This is a genomic window from Aliiglaciecola sp. (genome assembly GCF_039982535.1).
Taxonomy (GTDB): domain Bacteria; phylum Pseudomonadota; class Gammaproteobacteria; order Enterobacterales; family Alteromonadaceae; genus Aliiglaciecola.
Map to the genome: position 1 here is coordinate 23112 of NZ_JBDWYG010000007.1, position 23450 is coordinate 46561.

Below are 23450 nucleotides of genomic sequence, written 5' to 3' on the forward strand. Positions count from 1 at the left end.
AATTCTATTCATTAAGTAAAGCTTGCTGAATGTGAGATTTAATCACATCCAAAGCAATATAGTTTTCACCACCTTGGGTGACAATCACATCAGCAGTAAATCTACTTGGTGCAATAAATTGATGGTACATAGGCTTCACGGTGCTTTCGTATTGATGAGCGACTGACTCTAAGGTTCTGCCTCGCTCTGCAATATCTCGTTTGATTCTACGCAAAAGACAAATATCCAACGGCGTATCAACAAATATTTTTACATTGTAAAGGGGCTCTAAATCAGGGCTCGCTAACAACATAATGCCTTCAACTATGATGACAGGTGCAGATTCCAAAACTTCTCTCTGTTGCAGCCGAGTGTGGGTTTTGTAGCAGTATGTTGGGTATTCGATGGATTTACCTGCTTTCAGGTCCGTCAAATGCTTAACCAACAATTCATGCTCAAATGCTTTTGGATGATCGTAATTGTTTTTTTCACGTTCATGCATAGGCAAATGATCTTGCGCACGGTAATAGTGATCTTCCCTTAAAATTTGGACAGGACGACCCTGCTGAGCAAATTCATTTAATAGATTTTCTGTAAACAAAGATTTACCAGAACCTGAAGCACCAGCAATCGCGATAATAAGTGGAGAAGCCATTTCGACCCTGAATCAATAAAAAACTTGGCAAAAGATACCAGTCATCGCAAAAAAAGTCAGTCTGAATAAAAAAAATAATACTAATTTGCTCAAAAATTAAGTATAAAATAACCCTAGACTGAATGGTCTGATTTGTATGTGACTGTTTAGTCTAGATTTTATTGTTTTTCACTTTAAATGGGATTGACCAATTGGTCAAGAAAGTAAATGAAAGGTTATAACCGTGTGGCTTTGGCGTTAATTTATGAATTAAATTTTATTGCTGACACCATAGTCATAAAAGTGTAATAATTGACCTGATACAATACGCCCGATTTGAAACTTAAGCATCATAGTTTCATGACGCAGCGCAACAAGACTGTGAATGAAAACTGGATGGGCAGAAAAGAACACACACTACTTAGGAAAACACAATGTTTAAAAAAACCAAACTGAATCGTATTGCGATTGCAGTGGCTATGTCTGTTGGCATGTCAACAGCAGCAATGGCTCAAGTTACCTCTTCAGGTATGAATGGGCAAATTGTAGGGCCAAATGGCAATCCTGCTGAAGGGACGGTAATTAAGGTTACTCACGTACCTACAGGTGCAGTTAAAACAACAACTGTTAACGCTGCAGGTACTTTCAACCTAGACGGCCTTAGAGTTGGTGGTCCTTACACTATTGAAGTTGATTCAGATACTTATTCTGATCAAACCATCAATGATGTTTACTTGAACTTGGGTGAAACTGCATCTATCTACCGCGAGCTAGCTTCAACAGAAAGCGTCGAGCGTATTGCAGTAACTGCTTCACAAGTTAGCAGCCTATCTTTTGGTAAAATTGGCCCAGGGGCTAATTTTGACCTTTCTACTTTACAAAATGCACCTGCAATAAACCGTGACATTACCGATATCGTTCGTATTGACCCTCGAGTTTATGTAGACGAAGGCGGTAACGGTGGAATTCAGTGTGTGGGTAAAAGCCCTCGCTTCAACAGTTTGACTGTTGACGGTGTTCGCATGAATGACTTGTTTGGTCTTAACTCCAACGGTTACCCTACTGAAAGAATGCCTTTCTCTTACGATGCCATTGAAGGTGTTGCAGTAGAAATTGCTCCTTTTGATGTAATCTATGGTGGTTTCTCAGCGTGTAATATCAGTGCTGTAAGTAAAACAGGTACTAACGAAGTTCACGGTACGGCTTTCTACGATTATGGAAGCAACGACCTAAGAGGCGACTCTTTAGAAGGTGAAGACGTTAATATCGGTGATTACTCAGAAAAACGCTACGGATTTAGCATCGGTGCTCCACTAATCAAAGATACGTTATTTATCTTTGCTGCATACGAGAAACTAGAAGGTGCTAACATATTCGATCGTGGTGTAATTGGCTCAGGATCTATCAATGAAGTTAACCTTACGCAAACTCAACTAGATGAAATCATTCGTATTTCCAATGATTTATATCAGTTTGATCCAGGCGCTGTTCCTTCAAGTCTTGCTAATGAAGATGAAAAAATCCTAATTAAATTAGACTGGAATATCAACGAGCAACACCGTGCTTCATTCACTTATAACTACAATGATGGTAATAACTTCTCTGAATCTGATGGTGATTCTGATGAGTTTGAATTAACAAGTCACTTGTATGAGCGTGGCGCTGAAATGACATCTTACTCAGGTGTTCTTTATTCAGATTGGACAGATAACTTCACAACTGAAGTACGTGTTTCTTATACAGATCTAGATAATCGTCAAAACTCACTTACCGGCGACGGTACTTTGTACGGAAACGATTTTGGTGAAGTTAAACTTTTCTTAGATGACGTTACCGTTTACTTAGGTTCTGATGATAGTCGCCAAGCCAATGATTTGGATTGGGATGCATTGAGCCTTATGTTCCGTGGTAATTATTACTTCGATAATGGTCACACACTAACTTTCGGTTATGAAAGCGACAAGTTAGATGTATTTAACATTTTCGTTCAACACGCTGAAACGTCACTTTCATTCGATAGCATTGAAGACTTTGAAAACGGTTTTGCAAGTGATGTTGAATATGGTGGTTCTTTCTCTGGAGACTTTGATGACCGTGCTGCAAGCTGGGGATACACTGCCCACAGTACGTATATTCAAGACGAATTTTACTTAACAGATGATTTGAAAGTAATTGCTGGTTTACGTTATGACTGGATCACTTCTTCTGATCACCCTGAAGAGAATGCAGATTTCCTAGCTCAAAATGGTTACAGTAACTCAGCTAACCTAGATGGCGTAAGTCTTTTACAACCTCGTATTGGCCTAAACTACACGCTAAATGACAGCACTGAAATACGTGGTGGTATTGGCTTGTTCTCTGGTGGTAACCCGAACGTTTGGATGTCAAATAACTACTCTGGTACTAACGTAGCTGGTGGTGAAGTTGACGGCGGTGATTTCGGTTATGACGATGGTTCTCGCAGCTTGTTCGATGATGATGTTGTATGGGTTAATGTTGAAGATGGCGCTCCTGTAGGCCCTGGTTACGGCGTTCCGTCTGAACTAGATGCTTTGGTAGATAGCGGAGTTGCTTCTAACTTTGAGTCTAACAACCTAGACCCTGATTTTGACATGCCAAGTGAGTGGAAATTATCTGCTGGTGTGACTCACGTAACTGAATCTGATTATATTCTAAATGCAGATTTATTAGTGTCATTTACTCAAGACCAAGCGATGATTAAATACGTAGGTATTGAAGAAGTTGGCTTTACTGACGAAGGTTATGTTGATTATGACCGTAATGGTTATGGTTCACTTGAACTAACCAACTCTGGTGAAGTTTCTACATCTTACTCATTAACTACTACTCTTCAAAAGACTTGGGATAATGGTATGCGTTTGGTAGCGGGTTATTCATATAACCATGCTGAAGATGTACAACCAATGACTAGCTCGGTTGCATTCTCTAACTACCAATACAGAGCTTTCACTAATCCGAATGAAGACGTTTCTTCACTTTCTGATTGGAACATTGAGCACCGTTTAACTGCAGACTTTAGTTATGTTGTTGAGCTAATCCCTGGATTAGATACTCGCTTCAACGTGTACGCATTGACGCAATCTGGCCGTCCATTTAGCTTTGCCCGTACTGATGGCAACGACGTGTTCGGATTTACTCCTTACCTAGATAGCGACAGCGTGTTGCCAATTGGTGTTGAGCGTAATAGCGAAGAAAGTAGCTGGTGGACTAAGGTAGATATTGCCGTTAGACAAGAAATCCCAGCTTTCTCTGAAGACCATAGTGCTTCTGTAAGTCTCACAATCGATAACTTTACTAATATGTTAAACGACGATTGGGGTATCTTAGAAGAAGTTAACTTTAACACTGCGCGCTTAGGTGATACTTCACCAGAAAGTCGTCAAGGTGATGCTTCTCTATGGGAAATGCGTTTAGGTATTAGTTACAAGTTCTAATTTGTAGCTTAATCCAATATAAAAGCCGGTCTTCATGACCGGCTTTTTTGTGGTTAGATGTAAGATATACTAAGTCAAATCGATATAGTTAATTGAGTAAGGTTAGTAAAAGCAATGAAACTGGTGTGGATAACGTTAGGAATAGTATTAAGTATGCAATTAGTCGGCTGTGTTAGCGCGCAAACGTCAATTCGAGTGGCGACCTTTAATGTGAGTATGGAAGCGGATAATTATCGAGCCTCAGAAGCGTCCCAAAACCAGAATGATCCCACTTTGTTATTTAAGCATTTAGCCACTGGTGATAATCAACAGATAAAAAATATTGCGCAAATTATTCAGCGCGTGCGACCTGACATTATTCTTTTAAACGAATTTGATTACAGTAGTGACCCATCACTTGGCCCTGAAGCCTTTATTAAAAATTATTTAAATGTTTCACAACAGGGGCAGGCGAGTATTGATTACCCTTACTTTTATTATGGGCCAGTGAATACCGGCGTGGCTAGTGGTGTGGATTTAAATAACGACGGCAAGCTAGAGAATTCTGGCGGCGATGCATTCGGTTACGGTCGTTATGCAGGCCAATATGGCATGTTATTACTCAGTCGTTACCCAATCCATATGCAAGATGTACGAACCTTTCAAACATTCTTATGGAAAGATATGCCTGACAATTCGTTAAGCAAAATTAAGAACACTGATGGCAGCGCTTGGTATTCAGCCGAAGCCATGGAGGTTTTACGTTTATCCTCTAAATCCCATTGGGATATTCCTGTTGATGTCGATGGGAAGATAGTACATGTGCTGGCTAGCCATCCTACGCCACCGGTCTTTGATGGGCCAGAAAACCGCAATGGCTTCCGTAATCATGATGAAATTCAATTTTGGAATGATTATCTTAGCAGTGGTGAGCAAGCTAATTACATTTACGATGATAAGGGGGATATCGGAGGGTTCAGTGGTGAACGTTTTGTTATTTTAGGCGATCTAAATGCATCTCCCGATGCCGGTGATGGCCAACGCACTATGATGGCTGATTTGCTTGCTCATCCATTGGTTTCTCAACTGTCACTGCCCACCAGTTTGGGCGGGAAAGAGTCTAAGCCTGATGATCCTAATGCCCAATACCACACCGCAGCGTGGGGATTGGGGGTTGATTACGTGATCACCTCAAAAGCCGGTTTTTCTTCCCTTGATGCTGGGGTATTTTGGCCAGGTGAAAATGAAAGCGGCAAGGAATTAGTGGCTGACCGCAAATCCTCCTCTGATCACCGAATGGTTTGGCGAGAACTCAGTTTACGTTAGCTTCCGCTTAAATCTTTGTGTTGGACAAATATGGGCAAACGTTCATCTTCACGGTGACTGACCATAAGAATGGTCGCCAATTGCTTTTTAGCAATAGTGGTGATCACGTCCAACACTAAGCGTCGATTAATTTCATCCAGTCCTTGGGTGGGCTCGTCTAGTACCAACAGGGATGGAAATTTCACTAAGGCTCTGGCAATTAGCAGTAAACGTTGCTCACCAAAACTCAATTGTTTAAAACTGGTGTTAGCCAGTGGTCTCAGACCAATTAAATCCAACCATGCTAAGGCTTGTTGTTTTTGCGCAGAGCTAATGTCTTTATAAAGCCCAATGGAGTCCATAAACCCTGAAAGAACCACGGTTAAGGCGTTGCAGTTTACGCGGTAGGAACGGTGGATATCGGGGGAGACTATGCCTAAATGCTTTTTGATATCCCAAATGGTTTCGCCGCTGCCTCGTTTATACCCCATCACAGTCACATCGTTGCTAAAACATTGAGGACAGTCACCGGTAACTAATTGCAATAGAGTTGATTTACCTGAACCATTGGGGCCGGTAATAATAGTGTGCTCGAAGGTATCAATGGTTAAATTGGCCGATTTTAGAGCGTGATTTTCAGCGTAAATAACATTGGCGTTATTGATGCGCACTAAGGATTTTTTATTGTGACTGTGCTTGTCAGAGATCATCCGTTCAAGTAGGGATTTATCCAACGCATCAAAGGCAAATATGGTGTCGATGGTGGCTTGTGCATCCTCAACTGATAATCCTCTTAAATCGTGCAAACTATGGTTATCAACCAATGCAAAAGTGCTGATCCACTGGGGAATATCTTGCCGGTTGCTCAATAATATTATTAAGGTGATGCCTTGAGGTTTGAGTTGGCTTAACACTTGGCTCAGTTGTGCCCTTGAGGCGACATCTAAATCATCGAAGGGGTTGTCTAAGATAAGGTATTTAGCACCTGATAATATCGCTTTTAAGATTAATAACTTACGCGACTCACCTGTGCTGAGTTGGCGGAAGCCAGTTTCTAATCTATGTTCTAAATGAAATTGGGTGATCAGAGGGTGGTCGAGTTTATCTTGTGGTAAAAAGTCTTTAGCTGGTGTGCCAAAATCAATTTCATCAGTGATATCAGTTTCATCTATTTTCAATTCATTTTCATACACCGCTTGCAGAGTTTCAAACGAAACTAAGCGAACCACATCTGGGTTGGGTAAGTTTAAGCGGCTATGTTCAAAGTCGTTCAGTTTTCCTAAAAGAAGCTGATCGACAAATTGTTTGCCAGCGCCGTTTTTGCCTAATACTGCTACGGCACTATCTGCTTCAATTTGCCAACAATCAACGGTTAGTTTGGGGTGATGAAACTGCTCAATAAAAATCATTGCTTAACAACTCACAATTAAATGAAAGGACACTGAGTGTGAAACCCATTAATTTATTGTTGAACTGGATTACCGCTTATTTGTAGAAATAACCTTTATACGTTCTCAAATAGCGCTTCAACTTTTTTGCGGGTTTCTTCAATATTGCTGATATCCGCGGGGGCAATGAAAATCGTATCATCACCGGCTATAGTGCCCAATACCCCATCTTTTTGGCTAAGGGAGTCTAGTAAGCGGGCGATGAGCTGTGCAGCTCCCGGGCTGGTGCGAATGATTACCATCACATTGTTGTGGACTATATCTAATACTAATTGACGCAGAGGGCTTTTCGCCGTGGGCATACCCATCTCTGGCGGTAAACAGTAAACCATGTCTCCCCGTGCGTTACGGGTACGTACTGCGCCAAATTTACTGAGCATACGGGAAACCTTGGATTGACTGATACTGCCAAAACCTTGTTCCGTTAATGCATCAACAATCTCACCTTGAGAGCCAAAACTCTCTGTTTTTAAGATATCTTTAAACGCTTTGACCAATTCTTCTTGTTTTGTATTAGACATGCCACCCTCGCTATTCACCGCTATAGTTTGACACAATCTAAACGGGGTAGGTAGCCTTGTTTATAAGTCGCAGAATACTTTGAATAAATATCATATAGTTAAAGCATCTGTTTTGAGTTGCCTCAAGCTATTGAATTCATCGCTTGTAACCCATATATTCTGTTAAGCCTTAAAAACTAACTGAATGTTAGGCTAAAAGAGCTATATACAAAACAGATAGTGAACATTCACCACAATAAATTGTTTTTTTATGCGGCTTACTCTATGGTTTGCCGTGAATTTAATAGTCCCACAGGAGACAACTATGAAAGTAGCGGTATTAGGTGCTGCAGGCGGTATTGGTCAGGCCCTTTCTCTTCTATTGAAAACCCAGTTACCAGCTGGTTCCGAGTTAGCTTTATATGATGTTGCACCTGTTGTGCCAGGAGTGGCGGTTGATTTGAGCCATATCCCTACAGACGTAAAAGTTGAAGGTTTTGGTAAAGATGATTTAGCAACTGCTTTGCAAGGTTGTGATATTGTTTTGATCCCAGCAGGCGTACCTCGTAAGCCTGGTATGGATCGTTCTGATTTGTTTAATATCAACGCAGGTATCGTTAAGAACCTAGTTGAAGGTATTGCGGACAACTGTCCAGATGCATGTACTTGTATTATTACAAACCCAGTTAACACGACTGTTGCTATTGCAGCTGAAACCTTAAAAGCTAAGGGTGTTTACAACAAAAACAAATTGTTTGGTGTAACGACTCTTGACGTTATCCGTTCTGAAACTTTCGTAGCTGAATTGAAAGGTTTGAGCTCTACTAGCGTGCACGTTCCAGTTATTGGTGGTCACTCTGGTACAACTATTTTGCCTCTACTTTCACAGGTTGAAGGTGTTTCATTTAGCGATGATGAAATTGCAAGTTTAACCACTCGCATTCAAAATGCAGGTACTGAAGTAGTTGAAGCTAAAGCTGGCGGCGGATCTGCTACATTGTCAATGGGCCAAGCTGCTGCAAGATTCTGTTTGTCTCTAGTAGCTGCAATGAAAGGCGACAACGTTGTTGAGTATACTTACGTTGAAACTAATTCAGACGACGCAGTATTCTTCTCTCATCCTGTTAGATTAGGTCCGAACGGCGTAGAAGAAATTCTATCTTACGGTGAGTTGAGCGAGTTTGAACAAAATGCAAAAGAATCAATGCTTGACGGTTTGCGTGGAGATATTGAATTAGGTGTTAAATTCGTAAACGGTTAATTCGTTAACCGCTACAAACCCTATTAAAAAGCCCCTTGTAGTTAACTACAAGGGGCTTTTTTTATGCTTTTCTAAGGTTATTCTAAATTAACCTGTATTACGCATACCTACCGCAATACCAGCGATAGTCACCATCATGGCTCTTTCTAACAAAGCATCATGTTCACTATCATCTAATTTTCTGATCCTAGTTAACAGCTCAATTTGTAAGAAATGCAAAGGTTGTAGATAACCCGCTCGAATACTCATAGATTCTTTTCCTCGCGGATCTGTCTCCATGACACTTTCTTGACCGAGTAATTTAAGCAATGACTCAATACTTTCTTCCAGCTCCGTTCTCAAGGCTTGGCCAAAGTATTGCAATTCTGCCGGTACTAGGCGGTCATCGTATTCTTTGCTGATTCTGGTATCAGCTTTGTTGAATACCATATCAAGCATTGATAAACGAGAATGGAAGAAGGGCCAGTTTTCCAACATGTCATCAATGATTTGTTGTTGACCTGATTGATAATAATCCGTTACGGCCTTCATTGAACCTAACCAAGAGGGAAGTACTAAGCGAGTTTGAGCCCATGCAAAGATCCATGGAATGGCTCTAAGACTCTCAATACCACCTGTCGGTTTACGTTTTGCTGGTCGGCTTCCAAGGGGCAACTTGCCTAATTCCTGTTCAGGCGTAGCAACTCTGAAATAAGGTACGAAGTTTTCGTCATGACGTACTGTCTTACGGTAGTTGTCACGACCTTCATTGGCCATAGCCGTAATTGCTTCTCGCCACTCTTGTTTAGGTTTAGGTGGTGGGAACAAAATCGCTTCTAAAATCGCGCTGGCATATAAACCTAGGCTTCCTTTAGCAAGCTCAGGCATACCAAACTTATAACGTATTGTTTCGCCTTGCTCTGTTACCCTGAAACCGCCAGTAAGGGATCCTGGTGGTTGTGAGTGGATAGCCGCATGAGCAGGTAAACCACCTCGACCAATAGTTCCGCCGCGACCGTGGAACAAGGTTAATTTAGTGTCAAATTCTTCAGCGAGTTTAACTAACGCTTCTTGAGACTCGTATTGAGCCCAGCCAGCAGCTAATGCGCCAGCATCTTTAGCCGAATCGGAATAACCGATCATGACATATTGAGTGCCTTGGATATAACCTCGGTACCAATCGATACTCAGTAATTGTTTCGTCACTGATGCTGCGTTATTTAAGTCATCCAAGGTTTCAAACAGGGGAGCCACAGGCATAGGCCAATTTACCCCAGTATCTTTGAGTAGTAATTGCACTGCAAGTACGTCTGAGGGCAGGCTGGCCATGGAAATGATATAGATTCCAAAACCTTGTTGATTGTTTTTGGCGATAATACGACAAGTATCTAATACTTCTTGTACGTCTGCCGAAGGTTCCCAGTTTTCAGGGATGAGTGGACGTTTTGAGCTCAACTCTTTTAATAAGAATGCTTGTTTATCCTCTTCACTCCAGTGCATGTAGTCGCCCATGCCAAAATAACGTGTTAATTCACCGAATACTTCGGCGTGGCGCTCTGAGTCTTGACGAATATCAAGTTTAAGCAGATGAACACCAAAACAATGTACACGTCGAATGGTGTCGAGTAATTTGCCATCGGCGATTACCTGCATTCCACATGCGTGTAAGGATTCGTAACAAACTAACAAAGGTGAAAGTATGTCATCTTGGGAGGTAACCCAATTACTGTCGTCTACTTGATGTCCGGCTAAGAAGTCTTCGATACCTTCCTGAGTTTTAGCAAGCCTATGATAAAGAGGGCGCAGTAAGGCACGATAGGGCTCTAGCTTATCGTCACCGACAAGATCTTTTAGGGCTTGGTTACAATCACCCATGGATAGCTCTACCTGCAAGCCATCAATATCTTTAGCAAATAGTTTAGCCGCGCGTTTTCTGGCTAATAACAAAACTTCTTGGGTAATTTTAGAGGTGACATTCGGATTACCGTCACGGTCTCCGCCCATCCACGAACTAAATTGCACCGGCGATGCGTCGATTGGCAATGAAATACCAAATTTGTTGTTAACCTTTTTATCCAATGAGCGAATAAAGGCAGGAACAGCGTCCCATAAGGAGTTTTCTATAACTGAAAATCCCCAGCGTGCTTCGTCAACTGGAGTAGGGCGCACTGAACGTATCTCTTCGGTGTGCCAGGCTTGGCTGATAAGGTCAGCTATGCGAGTTTCTATTTCACTACGCTCTTCTTCCGATAGCATACTTTGATGCATTTCACGGAGACAGCGGGCAAGTTCACCGTGTTTATGAATAAGCGTACGACGAGTTACTTCGGTTGGGTGGGCAGTGAGTACTAAGTCGATTTTAAGCTGCTCAAAAGCATCAGCGAAATCTTTTTGTTCGACTTTAGCGTCATCTAAATGTTCGAATAACTTTTCCACAGGATCATCTGTAATGGAAATGCTATTGAATTCCTGTTCGGCTATATTGGCTAAATTAAGGAATTGTGAAAATGCTCTGCCAACGGTCAGAAGATCTTCGTTATTAAGTTCAGCAAATAAATCTTTTAACTGCTGAGTTGAATCTGTTTCGCCTAAGTGAGACTTGCGCCCGCCGATACGAATCGACTCAATACGCTCAAGCCACTCTTCACCAAGCTGAGCACGAATTGTGTCGCCGAGAGTCGAACCTAGAAATCGAACAGATTCCTTTAATTGAACTGCTAGTTGCTCTTTCACATATCCTCCAAACTGAATATACAAATTAGAATTTATTATTTATAAAAATATGTTTTAGTTCGGGTACAAAGTTAAATCATTCTTTTATTTTCAGGTCGTTTTAATAAACTTTTATTGTTATTTTGACGCTTATTTTACGACTTTTATTATTTTACTAATTTTGTATCTAACCAATTAGCTTTTGGGGTACAAGGCAACACCTGAACTATGTTACCATTGACGTTTTATCTTTTCCCAATCAAAACAGGATATAACGTGACAGAAAAATATAACAGTGTTGAGCTTCAAGCAAGCTATGGTATTGGTTACCAAATGGGCGAACAATTGGCTTCTAATCCATTTGAAGGTCTTGACATCGAAGCAGTAAAAGCTGGTTTAGAAGACGCTTTTGCTAAGCAAGCGCCACAAGTTGACAATCAGACCTTGGGTGCTGCATTCAACGAAATTCATCAACGCATGCAAGCGGCTAAAGCTGATCAGCATAAAGATGCTATCGAAGAAGGCGCTGCATATTTAGCAGAAAATGCTAAGCGTTCTGAAATTACAGTAACGCCTTCTGGCTTACAATACGAAGTGTTGACTGCTGGCGAAGGTGAAAAACCTGCTGCAACTTCTAAAGTACGTACACATTACCACGGTACTTTAATTAACGGTAATGTATTTGATAGTTCTTATGAGCGCGGTGAACCAGCAGAGTTCCCAGTTAATGGTGTTATCAAAGGATGGACTGAAGCATTACAAATGATGCCAGTTGGTTCTAAATGGCGTTTACACGTACCACACGACTTGGCTTATGGTGAGCAAGGTGCTGGTGGCGCAATTGGTCCTTTCAGTACATTAGTATTTGATGTGGAACTATTAGATATCGTTGCTTAATATTTGCAACTATCGATTGAAAAGGTCGGATTTATCCGGCCTTTTTTTGTGTCTTTTAACAAACCGTTAAAAGACCTGAACTAGCTTAGCTGCTAAAATGAACGATTAACAATTAAATTAATAAACTATAAATTTGGGGTAGTAAATGATTGACCTGATAACCAACCGTGACAGTAACGTCAAAAATGACGTGCTATCAGGAATAACCGTTGCCTTAGCATTGGTTCCTGAAGCGGTTGCATTTGCCTTTGTTGCTGGTGTTGAACCTATGGTAGGGCTATATGCTGCTTTTATGATGGGCTTAATTACGTCCGCAATTGGCGGCAGACCTGGAATGATTTCAGGCGCAACGGGTGCTATGGCTGTGGTCATGGTGGCGTTGGTGGCTCAACATGGTATTCAATACCTTTTTGCCGCGGTGATTTTAGCAGGTATTTTACAAATCCTGGCGGGAGTTTTCAGGTTAGGTAAATTCATCCGCTTGGTGCCTTACCCAGTAATGCTAGGTTTTGTTAATGGGTTGGCAATTGTTATATTCCTCGCCCAGTTAGGCCAATTTAAAGTCGTAAATGAGCTAGGTGTTCAAGAGTGGATGCAGGGCAGTATGCTTTATTTGATGTTAGGTTTAGTGGCCCTAACTATGGCCATTATTTACTTTTTACCGAAGTTAACCACAGCGGTTCCTGCTTCCCTTGTGGCCATTGTAACCGTGACTCTATTAGTTCATGGGTTGGATCTCGAAGCGCGCACAGTTATCGATTTTGTCAGAGGCATGTTACCTGAAGATCAAAGAGCAGCCGCTACTCTAGCGGGCGAACTACCCAGTTTTAATGTACCTATGGTGCCGTTGAATATGGAAACCTTGTATATCATTTTACCCACCTCAGTAATTTTATGTTTAGTGGGTTTGATTGAATCTTTATTAACCTTATCGCTTATAGATGAAATGACCGATACCCGTGGTCGTGGTAACAAAGAGTGTGTAGGTCAAGGTGTTGCTAACACAGTTAATGGATTCTTTGGTGGCATGGGTGGTTGTGCGATGATTGGTCAAAGCATGATTAACATTAACTCAGGTGGTCGTGGACGTCTATCTGGGATTACCGCAGCGCTAGTCTTACTTGGTTTTATTCTCTTTGCTGCGCCATTAATTGAGATGATCCCTTTAGCCGCTTTGGTTGGCGTTATGTTTATTGTTGTCATTGGCACTTTTGAATGGGCTTCTTTCCGCATTGTGCGTGGTGTAAACAAAGAAGATGCATTTGTGTTGTTTTTGGTAACCGGTATTACCGTTGCCGCTGATTTGGCCATTGCTGTGGTAGTGGGTGTGATTGTTTCGGCGTTGGTATTTGCCTGGAAACACGCTACTCATATTAGTGCTAAAACCCATACCGATGAAGATGGTTGGAAAGTTTATGACCTTGAAGGACCGCTATTTTTTGGTTCGGTATTACATTTTCGAGATTTATTCGACCCGCAGAACGATCCACAAGATGTGGTAATCGATTTCCGTGAGTCACGAATTTGGGACTCCTCTGGTTTGGATGCCATCGACGGTTTGGCTGACAAGTACAAAGTTCAGGGTAAAAAGTTACATATTCGTCATATCAGCCCCGAGTGCAGTAATTTGTTGACCAAAGCACAGGATTACGTGGAAATGAATGTAAATGAAGATCCTCGTTATCGCATTGCCTCGGATAAATTAGGTTAAGCACAGCGAAACTTTTGCGGGGCTTTAGCCCCGTGAAAGGTAGGTGTATTCCATGGCCTAAAGGCCATGCTACAGGTTGGGGTGTTTAACCTCTTGTGGGAATGGATCATTACCTTGTAGGCGGGTGCTTTAGCCCCGTAAAAGGTATCGGTGGCGTTTAGGTATATTCCATGGCCTAAAGGCCATGCTACAGGTGAGGTGGTTTAGCCTCCTGTGGGAACGGATGATTCCTTTGTAGGCGGGTGCTTTAGCCCCGTGAAAGGTGTCGGTTTCCTTTAGGTATATTCCATGGCCTAAAGGCCATGCTACAGGTGAGGTGGTTTAGCCTCGTGTGGGAATGGATGATTCCCTTGCAGGCGGGTGCTTTAGCCCCGTAAAAGATGCCGGTTTCGTTTAGGTATATTCCATGGCCTAAAGGCCATGCTACAGGTTGGGGTGTTTAGCCTCTTGTGGGAATGGTTCATTCCGTTGTAGGCGGGTGCTTTAGCCCCGTAAAAGGTATCGGTGACGTTTAGGCATATTCCATGGCCTAAAGGCCATGCTACAAGTGAGGGGGAAAGGTGCCGCTGTTGGTATGATATATTCCATGGCCCTTAGGCCATGGAATAACAACCTATTATGATTGGTTGGTTAACCAAATAATCAATTCAACAAACTCATCTGGCGTCATTTTCGCGCCAAAAATTGCCTTGTATTTATCGTTCACAATAAACGTTGGAACGCTGCGGACCCCTTGGGTTAATTTATCATTTTTACGCACTGCGCCACGTATTCCATAGCTATTGGCTAGCTTTTTCAACTTTTCACTATCACCGCCAGCTTCAGAATAAACTTGCAAAATATCATCCATGGAAGCAATGCTTTTGCGTTCTTTATGGATAGCAGTAAAAAGCGCAGTGTTAAATTTGTCTGCTTCACCTAATTGTCGCGCGGCTAACATTGCTTTGGTCGCTGCATTCTGGGTATCTTGTTCGGCACCACCCATAAAGTTCACATGGGCTTTGGTGAAAGTCACATCACTGGGCAATTTACCTTTAAGTTCTTTTGCTATGCTCTCGAAAGTAAAGCAGTGTGGGCACCAAAACGAGAACACTTCACGAACCTGTTTAGTTTGGCTCGGTATCTCTTTTATTACAGTGTAGTGTTCACCTTCTTCCCACTTCGATTGCGCCATGGCTAAAGCTGGAATTGCGCATATAAATGCTATTAAAAAATTGCGCGTTAATTTAAAAATCATATAAATAAAATCCTATAAAAGTAATGTTATTAACGTTGTTTAGATAACCAAACAACTAAATCTGCGATATCGTCTCTAGTCATACCTTGTGCAACGGTTGCTTGATATTTTCCATTTACAATAAAGTTAGGAACCCCACTCAAGTGCTGACGATAGGTTTCGATGGTTTGGTTATTTTGTTTAAGCAGATTATTAATTTGGAAACTAGTCTCCATTTTGTCGAACTCGCCGTTATCAACGCCTTTGGCTAAGAAAATGTTTCGTAACTCTGGCGTACCGGTAATCAGTTGACGTTGTAAATGAATATAACTAAAGATAGCGCTATTTATTTCTTCTTCTCTGTCCATACTTCTGCCAATTAGCAGGGCTTTTGTTGCCGCATCTTGAATTTCTGGGCTAGTAAAGCGCATAAAGTTTACATGCACTTTTTTGAACGTGACATCTTTATCTAATTTAAGCTTTATCTGTTCTACAATAGGTTCAAAGTTAAAACAATGTGGACACCAGAATGAAAAGAACTCAAGTACTTCGGGCTCTTCTGAAACCTCGTCACTAATGATTTGGTAGTGAGTGCCTTCTTTCCATTTAGCTGGTGGAGCAGATGGTTCCGATGGGCTCTCTTTTGAGCAGGCTTGCAGTGATAACAGTATAAATAACGCAAATACAGTTGATAGTTTTTTCATATCAATCAATTCCTTCAAAAATTTGCTAAAGGTTATCATAGCTAGTAAAAGATTAGGTATAGTTAATCAGCCAGATGAATATAATCTGCGGATGAAATGCATAAAAAAACCGCTTCAAGAAGCGGTTTTTTGTATATTTAAGTTTTCTACAAGCTAATGGTGGTTGACACAAAAAAGTTTTGACCTGCCGTATTAAAGCCATTTACTTCCTGATAATCGTCATCAAAAAGATTATTTACACCGGCTTTAACACTCACTGATTCAACTATTTGCCAGCGAGCTGTTAAGTTTGTTACTTGGTAGTCATCTATTTCTACACCAGCAATATCCACCGCATTTCTAACACTTCTAAATGTTAGCTCTGCAGCGAGTTTGTCGTCTAACCAAGCGTTTCTAACTCCGACATTGAATTTGTTTCTAGGTCTTCTCAAGCGAGCTTCACCAGCACTGTCTTCTGCGTCGTTGTATGTATAGTTGGCCCACACTTTCAATCCGTTGGCGAACACTTGTTCTAGGCTAGTTTCAATACCTTTGGATTTACTTTCTCCGCTAGATTGTAAATACCCTTGATAAGATGCTAAATCGAAAACAATTTCGTTTTCTATGGACTGTTTGAAAAAGACCATTTCAGCACTCAATCCATTTTTGGTATCGATGACAAAACCTAGATCTAAGCCTTCACTGTTTTCTTCAGCCAATTGCAATCCTGCAGCGTCACCGTATGCATAAGGACCATCGTTATAGCTTTGTTCATAAATACTTGGTGCGCGGAAGCCGGTGCCATAGGTGGTTTTAAACTTCACGTCAGCAAAATCAAATGGTACGATTTTAACCGCACCTAAGCGCACACTATTATGTTTACCGAAGGTATCATTATCGTCGTATCTGTAACCTAGGTTGAATGCCAGTTGATTGTCGAATTGACCTAGCCATTCTACGAATAGACTTTTCTGATCTCGGCTTAAATCATTGCCATCGATTTCCTGGGTTTCTTTTTCCAAGCCAAAGACGAAGTCGTGCTGCTTCCAGTTTAGGCTACCTAAGTACTCGAACTTATCGATGCTACCTGAATTGCTAAACCCGTATTCGCCATTATTAATATAATCTCGATCTACATCAGTTTTATTATAAGCAATTTGATGCTGACTATTGTCCCCTTGATAATTTACAGCGCCGCGAAATGTTTGCTGTTCAGCCTCAGTGCTACAGGCGTTGATTAGCGCAAAAGTGGCATTATCGTAGCAACCATCGTATTGATTTTCGGCATCGACATTTCGAAACACTAAAGACGCCGCGATGTTTTCCGTTAAGGCCAGCTGTCCTTTAAAATGCACGCTTTGGTTGTCATAACCATCTTTCTCGCCACTTTCATCGCTAGTTTTCGCGTTAAAACCGTCACTTTTGACTTTTGAAGCCGATAAGAAGAAAGAACCGCTATTGTTGCCAGCAGCAATGTCAGCATTAAATATTTGTGTGTCAAATGAACCCGCAGCTAAGGTGCCACTAGCCTCAAACCCTTTTACTGGTTGCTTACTGTACATACTGATAATACCACCAGCGTCAGCACCGTAAGAAAGCCCTTGAGTACCACGTAAAATCTCTATTCGAGATAATTGGTTTATTAACACATCATCAAAAATTGGAGCAACTTGTGGAGAAGATGTATCGCTTAGCTCTACGTCATCTATATAAAGTTTGGTTCTGAATGCTTCTTCACCGCGAATTCTGACAGCTGTACTCTTACCCAAACCGCCTGAATTTGATACGCCAACACTTGGGGTTTGACGCAAAATTTCAGTTACATTGATTGCTGTTTGCATTTCAATATCACTTTCGTCTAGCACAGAAACACTGGTCGCTAGTCGGTTAGTGGGTAACTGAATTCGGCTAGATACAACGGTCATCTTTTCAATGTCTTGTTGTTCTGGCGAGTTTGATTGAGCATAGAGATTGGAAGATGCTAGAGCCAAGCTAACGCTTACCCCTATAAGAGTAGTTTTATTTTGCATTTTGTTTAGCCTTGTTAAGTACTCCGCCCGAGTACTAGATCATATGAGTGACAGTTTGTGGTTTTGTGCACAAACCTATGCGTCTCAGGCCGGTATCCGGGCTTACAAGTGTCTTAACAGACTCGATTAATACCTTCCCATTCTTTCAAACAGTGGTAACTTATTAATCATCAATACCTTTGGGTATCACTTGTTTACCGTTGCGGGGGCAGCGTCAGCATAAATCAGATATTACTCTAATTGCACTGTCTTCCCGTTTAACCACCGATGGTGGCACCTAAGAGGTGAGCATTATATCCATCTGTTCTTAAAAGAATAGGGGTTTATGCTTTCTGTTATTAAAATAAAGTCAGACTTGGTTCTTGGAGGGCGGAATATTGTTCTTTTAAGGCTAAAATCTGTTGTTCCCAATACTTAGCATCTGCAAACCAAGGGAACGCTTGAGGAAAGGCGGGATCCTGCCAACGACGCGACAACCACGCCATATAATGGACCATGCGCATTGCGCGTAAAGGTTCAATTAAGCTTAATTGCCCACTATCGAATTGAGCAAACTCTTCGTAGGCTTCAACTAGGGTATCCATTTGTATTCGTTGCTGGTAGGTATCACCAGACAACATCATCCATAAATCTTGAATGGCGGGTCCCATTCTACAATCATCCAAATCTACGAAAGTTGGACCGTCTCGCCACAAAATATTGCCAGGGTGGCAATCTCCGTGAAGACGTATGGAAGAGTTGGGTTTATATAAGCTCGCCGCTAACGCTGTCACTTGCTCTAAAATAGTGAAAAATGCGGTGTGCAAGCTGCTCGGAATAAGTTCTGTTTTGTGTAGGGTTGCTGTTGCTTCAAGCAAGTGCTCCTGAATACTAAACGTTGGTCGATAAGCAAACGACTGGCCTTTTGACACTTGGTGGATACGACCAATAAAGCGTCCCATCCATTCCAGTTGGTCAAGATTATCAACCTCAAATTGACGGCCACCAACGGAAGGAAATATAGCAAAATAAAACCCCTGATAACTGTGTAATGATGCGCTTTTGGTCCGTAAGGGAGCCACTACAGGGATTTCATGGTCATGCAATTCTTGAGCAAAATCATGCTCTTCTTGAATTTGTTCTCGAGTCCAGCGCTGAGGCCGGTAAAACTTGGCCACATAGCGTCGTTTGTCATCACAAACAAACTGATAAACCCTATTTTCATAGCTGTTTAATGCCAATAGGCCTGAGTCTACTAAGTATCCTTTAGACTCAATGGCATCTAAAATGGTATCAGGGCCGAGTTGTGCAAAATCAAAGGTCGTTGCATTTAAGTCATTCATCGATAAATGAACTTACTAGTTTCGCTCATCTCAACGGGATCGCTGTTGCCATCAATTGAAGTAACCTTAAATTGGAATTCTGTTACAGTTTCGTTTAACGCATAAGGGTCAATAGCAAGGCTTATGGGCAAGTTTAAGACTTCACCACCTGCAACAGTGACTTGGTCTGGACCTATGTATTTATTCCCCTCTAAGCCTACAACATCAATTTTATACGTGTGTTCAGTTTGTGACTTATTCAGTACTTTTAAGGTATATACGTTCTCAATAAGACCGTCGTTGGTTTCTCTAAATAGTGAGTTGCGATCTCTGATAATGTCGACTTCTAATGGCACTCTAGCAATAATTTCATAGGTTAAGAGGGAGGTCATTATAAATAGTACAACCGCATACCCAATTAATTTAGGTCGAAATATTTTAGTCTTACCTCCGGCTAGTTCATGTTCAGAAGTAAAACTAATCAATCCTTTAGGGTAATTCATTTTTTCCATTACCCCGTTACAAGCATCAACACAGGCACCGCAGTTAATGCACTCGTATTGCAAACCATTGCGGATATCGATACCTGTGGGGCATACCTGAACGCACAAGTTACAATCTATACAGTCGCCAATGCCTTTTTGTTTGATTTCTTCGTGACTGGTTTTTCTTGAGCGCGGTCCACGCTTCTCGCCACGGGTAGGATCATAAGCCACAGTAAAAGTGTCTTTATCAAACATGGCTGATTGAAATCTAGCGTAGGGACATATGTGTGTACACATGATTTCCCGCATCCAGCCGGCATTTCCATAGGTGCAAACAGTAAAAAAGATAACTGATAAACCTGCCCAAAAACTGACATCGAAGGTAAAAAAGTCAATAAACAATTGGTTAATGGGGGTGAAATAGCCCACAAACGTTAGTGCCGTAAGCAAGGCAACTGTTATCCAAGCAAAATGTTTTAAAGCTTTTCGCCAAAACTTGTCGAAGTCCATTTTGCGCTGATCTAGTTTAATTCGCTTGTTTCTAGCGCCCTCTATTTTTTCTTCAAACCAAATATAAATAAAAGTCCATGTGGTTTGGGGGCACATAAACCCACACCAAACCCTTCCGGCAAAAGTGGTGACAAAAAATAGAGCGAAGGCGCTAATAATTAAAATCCAAGCCAGTAGGGTTAAATCTTGTGGCCACAAGGTAAGTCCAAAAATATTAAAACGCTGGGCGCCTATATCGAACAAAACTGCTTGATTTGAGTTGTATTGAATCCAAGGGATGAGTGCAAAAATGCCAAGGAAAAATAGTCCGAAAAAGCGTCGAAAAGTCTCTAAAGTACCTTCAACTGCTCGGACATATATGCGGCTTCGTGGTGTGTATGCATTTTCATGCTTACTGGCTTCGGGTTGGTGAACTTTTACTGCGGTTACGTCTTTGATTGGAATGCGTTCACTCATTCAATTATCCTTTACGGGACTACTAAAAATCTCGATGACATCGAAATTTTTATAGGTTAGTAATTAATCCCCCTATTATCGCACAGACTGCCCGCAAATTGTTAATCTGGATCAATGAATCAACTGTTTTTTTTGCACTTTCAACTGGGTTGCGGCCTTACACCGTTAAGTATAATTGATTGAATGTTATGTAATGTAGCTGCAAAAAACTCGGGGTCGTCTAAACTTTGACCTGTCACTGCCTCCACTTGAACCCGAAAATCAGCGTAATGTTGAGTTGTGGCCCAAATGCTAAAGATTAAATGATAGGGATCAATTGGCGCTAGCTTTCCTGCTTCTATCCAACCAGAAATAACCTCGACTTTAGCTTGTACAATGGCCCTTAATGGAGACTCTAGCTGATTAAATAAAAGCGGCGCTCCTTGTACAACTTCCATACAGAACAATCGAGACTCTTTCGGATTGTCTCGGGATAAAGTGAGTTTCACTTCAATATAACTCGAGATAGCTTCGATGGGATCTTGTTCTGGTGAAAAGCCCTGTAAAGGCTTTAGCCAAACATCTAATAACTGCTGAATTACATCTAAATAAAGCTGTTCCTTGCTGGCAAAGTAGTAGAGTAAATTTGTTTTGGAAACTTCTGCTAACTCTGCAATCTGTTCAACACTTGTACCGTGTACACCGTTACTAGAAAACAAATCTAGAGCCGCCTGCAAAATCACTTTACGTTTATTTCGTTTTGCTTCGGTGCGTTTACTCTGCGTTGTTGGGCTAGATACACGTGTTGACTTGTTGGATGTTTTGTTCCGCATTGTATAAGTCATCTGTCTATTCATATCCCATTATAATTTAATCCCTGTCCATTATGTTTTAACCAAGTTTTTAATAATAAGCAATCCCATCGATACTTAATTACCAAATAAACAGTATTCACAGTGAAGCACAAATGAGGTCCAGGGATTTATATAACGAGTAGGAGACCGCAAGATTTAGACACTCCAAGGCTTTTCATATTATTCGAGTTGCCATTGGGTATTGCGAAGCAGCAAATAGAACCGTCATTTAATGGGTAACAAGAGCTAAGTAATTGTTTATATGGGTATTGATTAAAAGACTCTTGTATAAGCTGGGATAATACAGAGGCCTTTAAAGTTTAGACTAGTTAGTCTAAGTTAATCGTTCATTTTGGTTCTGGGGCTATTTTGCCGCGTTTAGATGTGAAAGTATGTTTAGGTATTTAATTATTTTAGCAGAAATAGTGATATTGGTTATGGCGCTACGCTCGTCATTCGCCCAGTATTTGTTATCTGATATGCAAAATAGTTTGACTCAATTAATGACTGATATATCAATGAAAATGGAAAAAGCGCAGCTTAAAGAGGTGCGTTATTCTTTAGCTCCTTATACTGATCAGATGCGGGATTTTCAGCGTGATTACATTCTGGAAATTACGGATACCTCCGAAAATTTAGTCAATTTTCACGCTAAATATTGTGTTCAGCGTGAAATAAACCCTTTCGTAAATGGTTCAAACTTAGAGCTAGTTTGTCACACCATTAGTAACTCCACTTTGCTAGAAACTGAAGAGTCCACTTAGTTTTCAATCGAAATAGCTTTGCCTGTTCGTTTGAGTTAAATGACCGTAAAAGTTAATTATGAGGTGGATTAATTATGCGAGTTGTTTTGAATAAAAGACAAAAGCTTGCTCCACCTAACTCAGCGTTTTCTACCCAGCATTCACCTTGGTGCCAGTGCATTATGCGCTTGATAATCGCCAAACCTAATCCGGCTCCACCTCGTTTTCTATCTCGGCTATTATCAGGTCGAAAGAAGGGCTCGAAAATACGTTTTCGATAAATTTCAGGCACACCTAAACCGTCGTCTTCCATACGCAATAATATACCTTTCGAATTTTCGGAAACATCAACTTTAATCGTCGAGTGGGCGTATCGACTGGCGTTGTTAATAAGGTTATCTATAACTCTTTCGATGAAGTGCTCATCACCTAAAATAGTAGACTCTGAACCGACAATATCAATTTTAATGTGCTGTGGGATGCTTTTTTGTAAATAGGCGATGCGTAGTCTAGATAAGGTGAGAAGGGGGATTTCAGTAATATTCAATTCTGGCTGTTGTACTTCCATACTGGTGTAGCTCAACATTTCTTGAACTAACTTTTCTAATTCATCAATATCTTTATTCATTTCAGTCCAAGGACCAGACTCATCATAGTCATGGGCCGCAATGGCGAATTTTAAACGTGATAACGGCGTTCTGAATTCGTGGGCCACCGCACCAGTTAACTCTCGTTGTGTGTTTAATAATTCACGTACACGATTACCTAAGTCGTTCAATGCAATGGCAATGGGATAAACAACCGACGTACGCTCAATATCAATGGGGGGAAAATCTCCACTAGGACCAATGCGAGTTGCGGTTTGTTTTAGTTGCAGAAGATCTTTCCATAAGGGCCATAACCAAAGCGCAATTAAACCTGCTAATAAAAAGAAAAATAAGCCACTGTAAAGTAAGTACTTGCTACTACTGGTTTGATTATGTAACAGAGTGATCTCAAGTAACTTAGCATCAGTTGATTGGAAGTAAATTTGCGTACCATTTTGGTCATCAAACAAAACGATGGGTAATTGCTTTTCTAGCTTAGCTAATTCTTCTGCGTTCCATGCCATATCGCCCATATTCAACGTTTTCACTGAAAATAAGCTTTTATCTAGGTCTTTGGCTGTGATCCCACCTCGTTGCTGCAAAACTGTAAGTGAATTAATTAACGCTGCGTCACTTTGATTTACGGCGTCGTCATTAAAAAATACATGATTAAGTAAAGCGCTCAGCGCAATAAGGGACAGGGCAATAAATATATATAAACTTAAAAATAAGCGAGTCATATTGAG

At 41.1% G+C, this 23450-nt stretch carries 17 protein-coding genes and 1 riboswitch; of the genes, 6 read left to right on the top strand and 11 right to left on the bottom strand.

Features of this window, described 5'->3' with window-relative positions:
• Positions 1-4 precede the first annotated feature (4 nt).
• The gene (gene udk / locus ABJV04_RS00160) at positions 5-634 is read right to left on the bottom strand and encodes a uridine kinase (RefSeq protein ID WP_348489082.1); all 630 of its coding nucleotides are present in this window, start codon (positions 632-634) and stop codon (positions 5-7) included.
• A 413-nt stretch (positions 635-1047) separates the two neighbouring features.
• On the opposite strand from udk, the gene ABJV04_RS00165 reads away from it, so the two are divergent.
• Entirely contained in the window at positions 1048-4068 is a 3021-nt protein-coding gene (locus ABJV04_RS00165) for a TonB-dependent receptor (protein ID WP_348489083.1), read from the top strand.
• A 153-nt stretch (positions 4069-4221) separates the two neighbouring features.
• A complete protein-coding gene (locus ABJV04_RS00170; RefSeq protein ID WP_348489084.1) occupies positions 4222-5373 on the top strand; it encodes an endonuclease/exonuclease/phosphatase family protein in 1152 nt (383 codons plus the stop codon).
• On the opposite strand, the gene ABJV04_RS00175 is transcribed toward ABJV04_RS00170, so the two are convergent.
• Positions 5370-6761, bottom strand: a complete 1392-nt coding sequence (locus tag ABJV04_RS00175; protein WP_348489085.1) for an ATP-binding cassette domain-containing protein — start codon at positions 6759-6761, stop codon at positions 5370-5372. The two genes, ABJV04_RS00170 and ABJV04_RS00175, sit on opposite strands and share 4 nt — an antisense overlap.
• Before the next feature lie 95 nt (positions 6762-6856).
• Complete coding sequence (gene argR, locus ABJV04_RS00180) at positions 6857-7321, bottom strand: transcriptional regulator ArgR (RefSeq protein WP_216047590.1); 465 nt, start codon at positions 7319-7321, stop codon at positions 6857-6859.
• Positions 7322-7625: 304 nt separating this feature from the next.
• Here argR and mdh point away from each other — a divergent pair, with 304 nt between their 5' ends.
• The gene (mdh, locus tag ABJV04_RS00185) at positions 7626-8561 is read left to right on the top strand and encodes a malate dehydrogenase (protein ID WP_348489086.1); all 936 of its coding nucleotides are present in this window, start codon (positions 7626-7628) and stop codon (positions 8559-8561) included.
• 87 nt (positions 8562-8648) lie between these two features.
• Here the strand turns inward: mdh and ppc are convergent, their stop codons facing one another.
• Positions 8649-11273, bottom strand: coding sequence for a phosphoenolpyruvate carboxylase (gene ppc / locus ABJV04_RS00190; RefSeq protein ID WP_348489087.1), 2625 nt, complete (start codon positions 11271-11273; stop codon positions 8649-8651).
• 255 nt (positions 11274-11528) lie between these two features.
• Between ppc and ABJV04_RS00195 the strand changes: the two genes are divergently transcribed.
• Together ABJV04_RS00195 and ABJV04_RS00200 are read left to right on the top strand one after the other, a co-directional pair.
• Entirely contained in the window at positions 11529-12149 is a 621-nt protein-coding gene (locus tag ABJV04_RS00195) for an FKBP-type peptidyl-prolyl cis-trans isomerase (RefSeq protein ID WP_348489088.1), read from the top strand.
• Positions 12150-12294: 145 nt separating this feature from the next.
• Positions 12295-13860, top strand: a complete 1566-nt coding sequence (locus ABJV04_RS00200) for a SulP family inorganic anion transporter (protein WP_348489089.1) — start codon at positions 12295-12297, stop codon at positions 13858-13860.
• A 616-nt stretch (positions 13861-14476) separates the two neighbouring features.
• On the opposite strand, the gene ABJV04_RS00205 is transcribed toward ABJV04_RS00200, so the two are convergent.
• From ABJV04_RS00205 to rutR, 6 genes are all read right to left on the bottom strand, one after another.
• Entirely contained in the window at positions 14477-15097 is a 621-nt protein-coding gene (locus tag ABJV04_RS00205; RefSeq protein ID WP_348489090.1) for a DsbA family protein, read from the bottom strand.
• A gap of 29 nt (positions 15098-15126) precedes the next feature.
• The gene (locus ABJV04_RS00210; protein WP_348489091.1) at positions 15127-15780 is read right to left on the bottom strand and encodes a thiol:disulfide interchange protein DsbA/DsbL; all 654 of its coding nucleotides are present in this window, start codon (positions 15778-15780) and stop codon (positions 15127-15129) included.
• 146 nt (positions 15781-15926) lie between these two features.
• Positions 15927-17789, bottom strand: a complete 1863-nt coding sequence (locus ABJV04_RS00215) for a TonB-dependent receptor (RefSeq protein ID WP_348489092.1) — start codon at positions 17787-17789, stop codon at positions 15927-15929.
• A gap of 69 nt (positions 17790-17858) precedes the next feature.
• A riboswitch (cobalamin riboswitch) is annotated at positions 17859-18085 on the bottom strand.
• Positions 18086-18127: 42 nt separating this feature from the next.
• Positions 18128-19111, bottom strand: coding sequence for a serine/threonine protein kinase (locus tag ABJV04_RS00220; protein ID WP_348489093.1), 984 nt, complete (start codon positions 19109-19111; stop codon positions 18128-18130).
• Complete coding sequence (gene ccoG / locus ABJV04_RS00225; RefSeq protein ID WP_348489094.1) at positions 19108-20541, bottom strand: cytochrome c oxidase accessory protein CcoG; 1434 nt, start codon at positions 20539-20541, stop codon at positions 19108-19110. The genes ABJV04_RS00220 and ccoG overlap by 4 nt, the downstream gene beginning before the upstream one ends.
• 140 nt (positions 20542-20681) lie before the next feature.
• Positions 20682-21353: an HTH-type transcriptional regulator RutR gene (gene rutR / locus ABJV04_RS00230; protein ID WP_348489095.1), complete on the bottom strand. Its 672-nt coding sequence runs from the start codon at positions 21351-21353 to the stop codon at positions 20682-20684.
• A gap of 413 nt (positions 21354-21766) precedes the next feature.
• Between rutR and ABJV04_RS00235 the strand changes: the two genes are divergently transcribed.
• On the top strand, positions 21767-22138 hold the full coding sequence (locus tag ABJV04_RS00235; protein WP_348489096.1) for a hypothetical protein: 372 nt from the start codon (positions 21767-21769) through the stop codon (positions 22136-22138).
• A gap of 52 nt (positions 22139-22190) precedes the next feature.
• Here ABJV04_RS00235 and ABJV04_RS00240 read toward each other — a convergent pair whose 3' ends face one another.
• Positions 22191-23444, bottom strand: a complete 1254-nt coding sequence (locus ABJV04_RS00240; protein WP_348489097.1) for an ATP-binding protein — start codon at positions 23442-23444, stop codon at positions 22191-22193.
• Between the last annotated feature and the right edge of the window lie 6 nt (positions 23445-23450).

Coding starts and splice junctions, on each gene's coding strand:
- udk (WP_348489082.1), bottom strand. CDS start 634: ATGGCTTCTCCACTTATTATCGCGATTGCTGGTGCTTCAGGTTCTGGT.
- ABJV04_RS00165 (WP_348489083.1), top strand. CDS start 1,048: ATGTTTAAAAAAACCAAACTGAATCGTATTGCGATTGCAGTGGCTATG.
- ABJV04_RS00170 (WP_348489084.1), top strand. CDS start 4,222: ATGCAATTAGTCGGCTGTGTTAGCGCGCAAACGTCAATTCGAGTGGCG.
- ABJV04_RS00175 (WP_348489085.1), bottom strand. CDS start 6,761: ATGATTTTTATTGAGCAGTTTCATCACCCCAAACTAACCGTTGATTGT.
- argR (WP_216047590.1), bottom strand. CDS start 7,321: ATGTCTAATACAAAACAAGAAGAATTGGTCAAAGCGTTTAAAGATATC.
- mdh (WP_348489086.1), top strand. CDS start 7,626: ATGAAAGTAGCGGTATTAGGTGCTGCAGGCGGTATTGGTCAGGCCCTT.
- ABJV04_RS00200 (WP_348489089.1), top strand. CDS start 12,295: ATGATTGACCTGATAACCAACCGTGACAGTAACGTCAAAAATGACGTG.
- ABJV04_RS00205 (WP_348489090.1), bottom strand. CDS start 15,097: ATGATTTTTAAATTAACGCGCAATTTTTTAATAGCATTTATATGCGCA.
- ABJV04_RS00210 (WP_348489091.1), bottom strand. CDS start 15,780: ATGAAAAAACTATCAACTGTATTTGCGTTATTTATACTGTTATCACTG.
- ABJV04_RS00215 (WP_348489092.1), bottom strand. CDS start 17,789: ATGCAAAATAAAACTACTCTTATAGGGGTAAGCGTTAGCTTGGCTCTA.
- ABJV04_RS00220 (WP_348489093.1), bottom strand. CDS start 19,111: ATGAATGACTTAAATGCAACGACCTTTGATTTTGCACAACTCGGCCCT.
- ccoG (WP_348489094.1), bottom strand. CDS start 20,541: ATGAGTGAACGCATTCCAATCAAAGACGTAACCGCAGTAAAAGTTCAC.
- rutR (WP_348489095.1), bottom strand. CDS start 21,353: ATGCGGAACAAAACATCCAACAAGTCAACACGTGTATCTAGCCCAACA.
- ABJV04_RS00235 (WP_348489096.1), top strand. CDS start 21,767: ATGTTTAGGTATTTAATTATTTTAGCAGAAATAGTGATATTGGTTATG.
- ABJV04_RS00240 (WP_348489097.1), bottom strand. CDS start 23,444: ATGACTCGCTTATTTTTAAGTTTATATATATTTATTGCCCTGTCCCTT.